We start from the raw sequence: 10,887 nt of genomic DNA, 5'->3' as shown, positions 1-10,887 counted from the left end.
GGGGCGGAGGCCGGAGCGCTGTCCACGCCGGTCGTGGCGGGCGGCGGGGCGGGGTCCTGGCGGCTGCCGGAGTTGTTGCGGTAGACGGCGCTGAAGGCCAGCGCGACCATGCCGATGCCCATCAGCACGGCGAGCAGCCAGGCCACCGGCCGGTGCCAGCGCGCCGCGCCCCGGTAGGGCCGCAGAGCGCCGCCGTGGCGCCCGTAGGGGCCGCCGCTGCCGTACGCGCCGTCATCGCCGTCCAGCGGGTCGTCGTAGGCGCCCTCGCGGCTGTACTCGCCGGGGCCGTACCCCTCGTCGTAGAGCTCGTCGTCCATGGGGCCGCCGCCCGCCCGCGCCCTGGAGGCCTCGGCCTCGGCGCGCGCCTGGGCGGCTGCCAGCAGCCGCTCCACGGCGGTCGGCTCATGGATCTCGGCGGCCCGTACGAAGTCCTCGTCGAACACCACGGAGGCGAAGTCCTCGTCCGCGCCCCCGCGGTCGTCGTCGGGCTCCCAGCCGTCCGGGAACGGCCTGCCCCCCACGTCGTCCGGCACCGCTCCAGACTAGCCCCGAAGGGACGTTCTGGGCAGGGAGCCCGCAACATTCACCGGCCCGGGAAGGTCACCGGACATGGCCGTCGCCCGTGACGATGTACTTCGTCGAGGTGAGCTCCGGCAGGCCCATCGGTCCCCTGGCGTGCAGCTTCTGCGTGGAGATGCCGATCTCGGCGCCGAAGCCGAACTGGCTGCCGTCGGTGAAGCGGGTGGACGCGTTGACGGCCACCGTCGTGGAGTCCACCAGCTGGGTGAAGCGGCGGGCCGCGGCCTGCGAGGTGGTCACGATCGCCTCGGTGTGTCCGGAGGACCACAGCCGGATGTGTGCGACGGCCGCGTCCAGCGACTCCACGACGGCCGCGGCGATGTCGTAGGAGAGGTACTCCGTCTCCCAGTCCTCCGCCGTCGCCTCGACCACGGTGGCCTTGGACCCCGCGGCGTATTCGAGGACCCGCTCGTCGCCGTGGACGGTCACGCCCGCGTCGGCCAGTGCGTCCAGGGCGCGCGGCAGGAACTGCGCGGCGACGTCCTTGTGGACCAGGAGCGTCTCGGCGGCGTTGCAGACGCTCGGTCGCTGCGCCTTGGAGTTGATCAGGATGTCCACGGCCATGTCGAGGTCGGTCTGCGCGTCCACATACACATGGCAGTTGCCGGTGCCGGTCTCGATGACCGGCACGGTGGATTCCTCGACGACCGTGCGGATCAGCGAGGCGCCGCCGCGCGGGATGAGGACATCGACCAGGCCGCGGGCGCGCATCAGTTCCCGTACCGAGTCACGGTTCTCGCCCGGGACCAGCTGCACCGCGTCGGCCGGGAGCCCGGAGCCGCCGACGGCGTCGCGCAGCACCCGTACCAGCGCGACGTTGGAGGAGTACGCGGAGGACGAACCGCGCAGCAGAACGGCGTTGCCGGACTTCAGGCAGAGGGCCGCGGCGTCGACCGTCACATTCGGCCGGGCCTCGTAGATGATCCCGACCACGCCGAGCGGCACCCGGATCTGTCGCAGGTCGATGCCGTTGGGCAGGGTCGAGCCGCGGACGACCTCGCCCACCGGGTCGGGCAGCGCCGCCACGTCCCGCACATCGGCGGCGATCGCGCGGATCCGCTCCGGGGTGAGGGTGAGCCGGTCGATGATCGACTCGCTGGTTCCGGCCTCCCGGGCGCGGGCGACGTCCTCGGCGTTGGCCGCGACGATCTCGGCCGTCCGCACTTCGAGCGCGTCCGCGATGGCCAGCAGCGCGTCGTCCTTCGCGGCGCGCGGCAGCGGCGCGATGTCGGCGGCGGCGGAACGTGCCCGGTAGGCGGCCTGGGCGACCGGGGACATGTTGTCGTACGGCGAGAGCGTGGTCATGCCCGCAGGGTAGTGCGCACACTACGGGCATCCGGCACGTATCCCGTGATGCGAGACAGCTCCCCCTGGCAGCTTCCACCAGCGGGCCTCAACGGCGGCTCCCCCGGTCGGGGCTCCCCGCCGGCGTCCCACCGGTGGCGGCGCCCCGGAACCCCCGGAACCGCGGTCCCCCGGAGCCACCGCCCCCGGGGACCGCCGGGCTCAGTACGGATGCACCCCCACCGGGGCGGCCGGAGGCGGCCCGTATCCCTCGGCGATGCGCTGGTGGTACGTCTCCCGGTCGATGACCTCCAGACCGACGATCTCCCAGGGCGGGAGCTTGGCCGTGGAACGGTGCTCGCCCCACAGCCGCAGCGCGACGGCCGCCGCGTCGTGCAGATCGCGGGCCTCTTCCCAGTAGCGGATCTCCGCGTGGTCGTCGGCGTACCTGCTGGTCAGCAGGAAGGGATGGTCGTGCGCGAGCTGTTCGAGTCCGCGTCTGATCTCCGCCAGCGGGGTGGCGGTTCCCGAGACGCTGAGCGTGATGTGCCACAGCCTCGACGGGGTGCGTTCCTCCTTCACCACCGTCTGCTCGGACCCGGTGGTCCGGTCGTCCCCTCGCTCCTTGGTCCGGCCCCCGTCGAAGCCTGAACCGGCTCCGACGCTGGTCAGGGCCCGGCCACCCGTTCCTCGGGGCGGCGCCCCCGGGCGCGCTCGTCTCACCGGCGGCCTCCTGTGAATGCGTTTGCTGTGCTGTACCCCGCTGTTTCCCCGTTACAAAGTTGACCAGCCTGCGGCCGGGGATGGGGCGGTTTTCGTGAAGGTCTCTGCCCCGAGGCTGGACTTTCAGTCGTTTCAGGGGTTTGTCAGCCGTGCAGTACGACCAGATCGTCCCTGTGTACGACCTCGCGCTCGTACGCCGGGCCGAGCTCCCGTGCCAGGTCGCGGGTGGAACGGCCGAGCAGTTGCGGGATCTCCTTGGCGTCGAAATTGACGAGTCCGCGGGCCACCGGCCGGCCTTCGAGATCGCGCAGCTCCACCGGGTCACCGGCGGTGAAATCCCCTTCGACCGAGGCGATCCCGGCGGGCAGCAGCGAGCTGTGGCGTTCGACGACCGCCTGCACGGCCCCGTCGTCCAGGGTCAGCGAACCCTGCGGGGTGGAGGCGTGGGCGAGCCAGAGCAGCCGGTCCGCCGAGCGGCGTCCGGTGCGGTGGAAGTACGTTCCGGTGTCGCGGCCGGCCAGGGCGTCGGCGGCCCGGCTCGCCGAGGTGAGGACGACGGGCACGCCGGCCGCGGTGGCGATCCTGGCCGCCTCGACCTTGGTGACCATGCCGCCGGTGCCGACGCCCGCCTTCCCGGCGCTGCCGATGGTGACGCCCGCGAGGTCCTCGGGACCGGTCACCTCGGCGACCCGCGAGGTGCCCGGGGTGCTGGGGTCGCCGTCGTAGAGGCCGTCCACGTCGGAGAGCAGGACCAGCAGATCCGCGCGGACGAGGTGGGCGACCAGGGCCGCGAGCCGGTCGTTGTCGCCGAACCGGATCTCGTCGGTGGCGACGGTGTCGTTCTCATTGACGACCGGGAGCGCGCCCATGTCCAGGAGCTGGTCCAGGGTGCGGCAGGCGTTGCGGTAGTGGGCGCGGCGGCTGGTGTCGTTGCTGGTCAGCAGCACCTGGCCGACGCGTACGCCGTACCGTGCGAAGGAGGCGGTGTAGCGGGCGACGAGCAGTCCCTGGCCGACGCTGGCGGCGGCCTGCTGCCTCGCCAGGTCCTTGGGCCGACGCAGCAGTCCGAGCGGGGCGAGCCCGGCCGCGATGGCACCGCTGGAGACGAGCACGATCTCGCGCTCCCCGCCGCTGCGCACATTGGCCAGTACATCGACGAGTGCGTCGACGCGGTCCGCGTCGAGGCCGCCGGCCGCGGTGGTGAGGGACGAGGAACCGACCTTGACCACGATCCTGCGGGCCTCTGTGACGCCCTGTCTTGCCCCTGACACGTCCATCCCCAATGATTCGGCCTCGCCCAGCCCCCGCAATCTACGCGAGCGGCGAATCCGGCGCCCGGGTGTTCCGCCCTCTGGACCCTCTCGTCCGCGCACTGTCGGAAGGATCACGCCGGGTAGGCATGAGCAACCGTTGAGGCATCTCAGTCATCTAACAGCCGATAGGGTGCACGGCGGATGGCTTCCTATGCCATTTTCAACAGCGCAGGCCTCGCATCCGCCGCCGGCCAGAGGGACTTCTCACAGACATGGGACAGCAGCAATGCCAGTCAAAGTAAGTGTCGTCATTCCTGTATACAACCCGGGCAAGTACATCGACCCCTGCATCGACTCGCTGCTGCGACAGACCCTCCCGGCAGGGGAATTCGAAGTCCTCTTCGTCAACGATGGCTCGACGGACGACACTCGTGAGCGACTCGAAAAGCTGGCCGGGGAGCACCCGCATTTCCGTGTGATCACCATTCCGAACTCCGGATGGCCCGGGAAGCCCCGCAACATCGGTGTGGACGAGGCGAAGGGCGAGTACGTCCAGTTCGTCGACCAGGACGACTACCTCGCCTCCGGCGCCCTGCAGCGGCTGTACGACATGGGCCACCGCAACGGTTCGGACATCGTGATCGGCAAGGTGGCGAGCAACTTCCGCGGCGTCCCGCACGGCGTGTTCAAGAAGAACCGCGAGAAGTGCACCCTGCACGACGCGCCCCTGTACGACAGCCTCACGCCGCACAAGATGTTCCGTACGGAGTTCCTCCGCGAGAACGGCATCGCCTACCCCGAGGGCAAGCGCCGGCTTGAGGACCAGCTCTACATGATGCAGGCGTACTTCCCCGCCAAGGTCGTCTCGATCCTCGGCAACTACACCTGCTACTACTACTCCCGGCGGGACGACGGCCAGAACGCCGGATCGGCGAAGATCGTGCCGTCCGGCTACTACGGCAACCTCCGTGAGGTCCTCGACGTCGTCGTGGACAACACCGAGCCCGGCGAGTTCCGGGACATGCTGCTGCGCCGCTTCTACCGCGTCGAGATGCTCGGCCGGCTCAGCGAGCCCGCCGTCCTCAAGTACGCCCCCGAGTACCTGGACGAGATGTGCGACGCCGTCCAGGGCCTGGCCACGGACTTCATGGACGACGGGGTGCACGACGGGCTCGGCCCGGTGCTCCGGCTGCGCTCCACGCTGCTGCGCAACAACGACCGCCAGGGCCTGGTCCGGATCTCCCGGTTCGCCGCGTCGGTCAAGGCGGCGGCCCGTCTTGAGGGCTTCGCCTGGCGGCCGGACGGCCGGATCGACCTCACCATCAGCGGCCGCCTCGTCCACGGCGAGGACCAGAGGCCGCTGACGCTGCTGCGCCGCGACGGGCGCTACTTCCTGCACCCCGACATCACCGAGGGTCTGCTGCCGGACGGCGAGCTCCTGGACGTCACCGACGACATGGCCGGATTCTCCGCCGAGCTGTCGCTGCGCAACCGTGAGACCGCCGTCGAGTGGTCCTGCCCCGCGAGCTTCACCGCCCGGGTCGAGGAGCTCGGCGACGACGTCTGCGAGGTCGTGCTGCACGGCAGCGGCCAGGTCGGCTCGGAGGCGGTCACGGGCCGCGGCCGGGTGTCGCGCGGTTTCTGGGACGTCTGGGTGCCGCTGCGCGGCCTCGGCCTGGTCCGCAAGGCCCGGCTCGGCGCCGACCGCGCCCCGGAGGTGGACGCGGCCTGCCTGCCCGCCCTGCTGGGTTCGCCGGCCCGGGCCGTCATCCCGTACTTCACCGACCCGCACGGCAACATCACCCTCGATGTGGCCCGGCGCGCCAAGAAGCTGGCCGAATACCTCGAAGGGCGGCCGCTCCAGCGGTCCCCCGGCGGCTTTGAGCTCCGGCTGGACCTCTTCACCACCGACGGCACCGGCCCGTCCCCGACCACCCTGGTCCTGAGCCCGGCGGACGGGGCGGGCGGCTCCTCGCACCAGCTCCGCACCACCCTGCGGCCCACCGACGGCCGGGCCCACCTCACGGTGCCCGACCGCGCGCCGGGCGTCCCGGCCGGTACGTGGAAGCTCGCGGTCCGGCTGGACGGCGACAAGAACCCCGCGTTCCACCTCTGCGACGTCACCGTCGCCAAGAACGGCCGGATCACCCTGCCCGCGAGCCTCCCGGCGATCGACCCGGGGATCATGCTCGGCATCACCAGCAGGCGCCGGAAGGCGAAGCTGCGCCGCGCGCTGCGCACCGTGGGCGGTCCCATCGTGCGCAGGCTCCCGGCCAAGAGCCGCAAGCGGGCGCGTCGCCTGGCCGCCCGGTTCACCGGCTGACCCTCGCCCGTACCGCCGTACCTCTCCCATCAGAACACCGGCCGATCGCATCGGCCACGAGCAACAGAACAAGGACGTGATCGCATGCGGCAGCTCTCCATCGAAGGGGCCTGGGTGCATGAGCCCAAGGTCTTCCCGGACAGCCGCGGCAGCTTCCACGAGTGGTTCAAGGCGTCGGAGCTGAGCGAGGCCGTCGGCCACACGCTGCGGCTGGCGCAGGCCAACTTCTCCGTCTCCAGCCGGGGGACGCTGCGCGGGGTGCACTTCGCCGATGTGCCGCCGAGCCAGGCGAAGTACGTCAAGTGCGTGCGCGGCGCGGTGCTCGACGTCATCGTGGACATCCGGGTCGGCTCCCCCACGTACAAGCAGTGGGAGGCCGTCCGGCTCGACGACGTCGACCACCACGCCGTCTACCTCGCCGAGGGGCTCGGGCACGCCTTCATGGCGTTGACGGACGACGCCTCGGTCAGCTACCTGTGCTCCGAGGGCTACGCGCCCGGCCGCGAGCACGGCATCAACCCGCTCGATGCGGAGCTGGGCATCGAGTGGCCCGAGGGCATCACCCCGCTGCTGTCCGACAAGGACGCCGCGGCGCCCTCGCTGGCCGAGGCCGAGGAGCAGGGCCTGCTGCCCTCCTACGAGGCGTGCCAGGCGTACTACGCGCAGCTGCGCGCCCGCGGCTGAGCCACCCGCCGACACGCCGAAGCCCCCGTGGTCCGTACGGATCACGGGGGCTTCGGCGTCGTCCGGGTGGGATCAGCCCGTCACTGCCTTGATGCGCGAGCGCAGCGGCGCGAAGGCCGAGCGCGAGCGGTGCAGGTTGCGGGCGCGGGCCAGGGCCGGCCAGAAGTCGGCGCGCAGCAGCGTCTCGGGCCGGACCGCGTTCTTGCGGACGAGTACCTCTTCGGGCACGTCCTGCGGGTCGGGTACGACGAACTCCTCGATGATCTTGTCGTACTCGTTCTTCAGGACGTTGTTCTCCGGGTCGGCGCCGAACACGGCGACCACGCCGGTCGGTTCGGTGTCCACCTCGACGACCACCAGGTCGGGGCGGTAGCGGCGGAGCACCTGCACCACCTTGTACACGTCGCCGGTCCAGTACTTGGTGTGCCGGTCGCGGGCCGCCTCGTCGACGTCGCGCGGCAGCATGTCGTCGAGAACGATCACGCTCGACCAGCGGGAGTGCTTCTCCACGTTCATGAAGTCGCGCAGGGCGTACTCGAAGAGGTGCATGCCGTCGATGAAGGACAGCTCCAGCTTCGGGTCCCCGCCCAGGACGTTGAGCGGATCGCGGCGGGCCAGTGCCCGGAACGGGTTCCTGCCGTTGCGCAGGTGAAGCAGCGGATCCTTGCGGGCGAAGAAGTCGTCGCTGGTCGCTCTGACCAGGTGGACGTCACAGCTGATGTCCGTCACGACCCGGAAGGCGGGGTCGACGGCGACGGAAGGTACCCGTGAGAGGGCCAAACTTCTGCCGTCGTTGACCCCGATCTCCAGATAGTTCCGAGGCCGGTAGACGCGGTGCAGATGGCGCAGGAAGTCGTGGCGGTTCACGTGGAGCTGCCCTTCGGAGGAAACCAACTGGTCCGGTTCCCGGCGAAGTTACCTCATGACCGCACTGTGATGTAAGCGTTCTCCCTGATGTAAACATTCGTTGCGAACATCTTTGAAATTCGACGAGATTTGACCATCTATACGATCAATTGATGATCATGCCCGCTCTGCCGCGACGAGTGCCGGAAATGCCTCCGCGAGTGCCGCCCGCCAGTCCCGTACCGGTTCGATCCCGGCCGCGGCCCAGCGGTCGTGGCCCAGCACGCTGAACGCGGGCCGGGGGGCCGGCCGCACGAAGGCCTCGCTGGTCGTGGGACGGACCCGCTCGGGGTCGGTGCCGAGCAGCCGGAAGATCTCCCGGGTGAAGCCGAACCAGGTCGTCTCGCCGCCGCTGGTGCCGTGGTAGACGCCCGCCGGGGCGGTGCCCGCGAGGGCCGCCTGCCCGAGCCGGACCAGCCGGTCGGCCAGATCGACGGTCCAGGTGGGCTGACCGCGCTGGTCGTCCACCACGTCGAGGGTGTCCTTGACGCCCTCCAGCTTGATCATCGTACGGACGAAGTTGCCGCCGCCCGCGCCGTACAGCCAGGCCGTGCGGACCACGTAACCGGACTCCGGCAGAGTGCTCAGCACGGCCTGCTCGCCGGCCAGCTTGGTGCGGCCGTAGGCGCTGCGCGGCCCGGTCGGGTCGTCCTCGGCGTACGGCTTCTCGCCGTCTCCGGCGAAGACGTAGTCCGTGGAGACCTGGAGGTGCACGGCGCCGTGCTCCCGGCAGGCCTCGGCGAGGACGGCGGGGCCGGTGCCGTTGACCCGCAGCGCGGCGTCCTCCTGGGACTCCGCGTCGTCGACCGCGGTCCAGGCCGCGCAGTTCACCACGACGGCCGGACGGTGCTCCGCGAAGGCCGCCCGTACCGACTCCGGGTCGGCGACGTCCAGCGCCGCCCGGTCCGCGGCGACCGCGGTGACGTCCTCACCGGCGAGCCGGGCCAGGACGTCCCGGCCCAGCATCCCGGCGGCTCCGGTGACCAGCCAGACGGCGCTCACAGGGCGGCCCGGTCCTTCAGCGGCTCCCACCAGGCGCGGTTGTCGCGGTACCACTGCACGGTCTCGGCGAGGCCGGTGCGGAAGTCCTTGCGGGGCTCGTAGCCGAGCTCCTCGCGGATCTTGGTGCAGTCGACCGAGTAGCGGCGGTCGTGGCCCTTGCGGTCCTCTACGTAGGTGACGCTGGTGTCCCAGTCGGCGCCGCAGGCGTCCAGCAGCAGGCCGGTGAGCTCCTTGTTGGACAGCTCGGTGCCGCCGCCGATGTTGTAGACCTCGCCGGCCCGGCCCTTGGTGCGGACCAGCTCGATGCCCTGGACGTGGTCGTCGATGTGCAGCCAGTCGCGGACGTTGGCGCCGTCGCCGTAGAGCGGGACCGTCTTGCCGTCCAGCAGGTTGGTGACGAAGAGCGGGATGACCTTCTCGGGGAAGTGGTGGTGCCCGTAGTTGTTGGAGCAACGGGTCACCCGCACGTCGAGGCCGTGGGTGCGGTGGTACGAGAGCGCGATCAGGTCGCTGGACGCCTTGGCCGCGGAGTACGGCGAGTTGGGCGCGAGCGGGTGGGTCTCGGGCCAGGAGCCCTCGTCGATCGAGCCGTAGACCTCGTCGGTGGAGATGTGCACGAAGGTCTTGATGCCCGCGAGGTGCGCGGCGTGGATCAGCGTGTGGGTGCCCACCACGTTGGTGCGGACGAACTCGGCGCCGCCGTCGATGGACCGGTCCACGTGGGACTCGGCGGCGAAGTGCACCACCTGGTCGTGCTCGGCCATCAGCTTGGCGACCAGCTCCGGGTCGCAGATGTCACCCTGCACGAACCGGAAGCCGGGGTGGTCGCGCACCTCGTCGAGGTTGGCCGGGTTGCCCGCGTAGGTGAGCTTGTCGAGGACGGTGACAGCGATGTCGCCGGGGCCCTCGGGACCGAGCACCGTACGGACGTAGTGCGAGCCGATGAAGCCGGCGCCGCCGGTCACCAGGATGTTGGTGGTCATGAAGAGATCTGCACCTTGCTGTGGTCGCCGAGCACGAGTCGGTGGGCGGACGGGGAACGGGGGGCGGGGGTCACCTCGACGTCACGGCCGATGAGCGACGCCTCGACGCGGCGGACACCGGAGAGGGAGGCACCCCGCAGAACGATGGAGTACTCGATCTCGCTGTCCTCGATGCGGACGTCCTCCGAGACCGAGGTGAACGGGCCCACGTACGCGCCGCTGATCACCGAACGGGCACCGATGATCACCGGCCCGACGATACGGCTGCCGCTGACCTTGGCGCCCGGTTCGATCCGGACCCGGCCGATGATCTCGCTGTCCGCGTCGACATCGGCACCCTCCTGGAACGGCTCCACGGCCTCCAGGACGGTCCGGTTGACCTCCAGCATGTCGGTGACGTTGCCGGTGTCCTTCCAGTAGCCGCGGATCGTGGTGGAGCGCACGTCGCGCTTCTGGTCGATCAGCCACTGGATGGCGTGGGTGATCTCCAGCTCGCCGCGCCAGGACGGCTCGATCGCGCGGACCGCCTCGTGGATGGCCGGGGTGAAGAGGTAGACGCCGACGAGCGCCAGATCGCTCTTGGGCTCCTTCGGCTTCTCCTCCAGCGACGCCACCCGGCCGTCGGCGTCGAGCTCGGCGACACCGAAGGAGGTCGGGTTGGGCACCTGCGTCAGCAGGATCTGCGCATCGGGCTTGTCCGCGCGGAACCCGTCCACCAGACCGGTGATCCCGCCGACGATGAAGTTGTCGCCGAGGTACATGACGAAGTCGTCGTCGCCCAGGAAGTCGCGGGCGATCAGCACCGCGTGGGCGAGGCCGAGCGGCTCGTCCTGCGGGATGTAGGTGACCTCGATGCCGAGCGCGGAGCCGTCTCCGACCGCCTCGCGGATCTCGGGGGCGGTGTCGCCCACGATGATGCCGACCTCGGTGATACCTGCTTCCGCGATGGCTTCCAGGCCGTAGAAGAGCACGGGCTTGTTCGCCACGGGCACCAACTGCTTGGCCGAGGTGTGTGTGATGGGACGCAGGCGGGTGCCGGCCCCTCCGGATAGTACGAGAGCCTTCACGTGACCAGTCCCCATGGTGTTCTGTCGGTCCTGTCGCGGGCGCGACGTCCGAACGATTTTACTGAGCCTGCGTGTGTGCTGTT

The 10,887-nt window shown here is 70.4% G+C and carries 10 protein-coding genes; 2 read left to right on the top strand and 8 right to left on the bottom strand.

Annotated elements, in window-relative coordinates; all coding sequences use genetic code 11:
* The 4 genes from AADR41_RS21860 to proB form a co-directional block, all read right to left on the bottom strand.
* Window positions 1-533 (bottom strand): SCO2584 family spore wall biosynthesis protein (locus AADR41_RS21860; protein WP_342283072.1); only part of this gene is annotated, 533 nt, incomplete at its 3' end.
* A gap of 67 nt (window positions 534-600) precedes the next feature.
* Window positions 601-1,884 carry a glutamate-5-semialdehyde dehydrogenase gene (locus AADR41_RS21855; protein ID WP_342283071.1) on the bottom strand — a complete coding sequence of 428 codons (1,284 nt, stop codon included), beginning with the start codon at window positions 1,882-1,884 and terminating at the stop codon, window positions 601-603.
* A gap of 201 nt (window positions 1,885-2,085) precedes the next feature.
* A complete protein-coding gene (locus tag AADR41_RS21850) occupies window positions 2,086-2,586 on the bottom strand; it encodes a hypothetical protein (RefSeq protein WP_342283070.1) in 501 nt (166 codons plus the stop codon).
* 143 nt (window positions 2,587-2,729) lie between these two features.
* Window positions 2,730-3,815, bottom strand: a complete 1,086-nt coding sequence (gene proB / locus AADR41_RS21845) for a glutamate 5-kinase (RefSeq protein WP_342283075.1) — start codon at window positions 3,813-3,815, stop codon at window positions 2,730-2,732.
* Between the two features lie 310 nt (window positions 3,816-4,125).
* On the opposite strand from proB, the gene AADR41_RS21840 reads away from it, so the two are divergent.
* Window positions 4,126-6,162, top strand: coding sequence for a glycosyltransferase family 2 protein (locus AADR41_RS21840; protein WP_342283069.1), 2,037 nt, complete (start codon window positions 4,126-4,128; stop codon window positions 6,160-6,162).
* An 84-nt stretch (window positions 6,163-6,246) separates the two neighbouring features.
* Complete coding sequence (rfbC, locus tag AADR41_RS21835; RefSeq protein ID WP_342283068.1) at window positions 6,247-6,846, top strand: dTDP-4-dehydrorhamnose 3,5-epimerase; 600 nt, start codon at window positions 6,247-6,249, stop codon at window positions 6,844-6,846.
* A gap of 72 nt (window positions 6,847-6,918) precedes the next feature.
* On the opposite strand, the gene AADR41_RS21830 is transcribed toward rfbC, so the two are convergent.
* The 4 genes from AADR41_RS21830 to AADR41_RS21815 form a co-directional block, all read right to left on the bottom strand.
* A complete protein-coding gene (locus AADR41_RS21830; RefSeq protein ID WP_124717744.1) occupies window positions 6,919-7,713 on the bottom strand; it encodes a class I SAM-dependent methyltransferase in 795 nt (264 codons plus the stop codon).
* Between the two features lie 156 nt (window positions 7,714-7,869).
* Complete coding sequence (rfbD, locus tag AADR41_RS21825) at window positions 7,870-8,754, bottom strand: dTDP-4-dehydrorhamnose reductase (protein ID WP_342283066.1); 885 nt, start codon at window positions 8,752-8,754, stop codon at window positions 7,870-7,872.
* A complete protein-coding gene (gene rfbB / locus AADR41_RS21820) occupies window positions 8,751-9,737 on the bottom strand; it encodes a dTDP-glucose 4,6-dehydratase (protein ID WP_124717742.1) in 987 nt (328 codons plus the stop codon). The genes rfbD and rfbB overlap by 4 nt, the downstream gene beginning before the upstream one ends.
* Window positions 9,734-10,804 carry a glucose-1-phosphate thymidylyltransferase gene (locus AADR41_RS21815; RefSeq protein WP_342283065.1) on the bottom strand — a complete coding sequence of 357 codons (1,071 nt, stop codon included), beginning with the start codon at window positions 10,802-10,804 and terminating at the stop codon, window positions 9,734-9,736. Before AADR41_RS21815 ends, rfbB begins: the two co-directional genes overlap by 4 nt.
* Window positions 10,805-10,887 lie beyond the last annotated feature (83 nt).

Source organism: Streptomyces sp. CLV115 (assembly GCF_038448545.1).
GTDB classification, from domain to species: Bacteria; Actinomycetota; Actinomycetes; order Streptomycetales; family Streptomycetaceae; genus Streptomyces; species Streptomyces sanglieri.
This window is presented reverse-complemented; position numbering and strand designations above follow the sequence as displayed.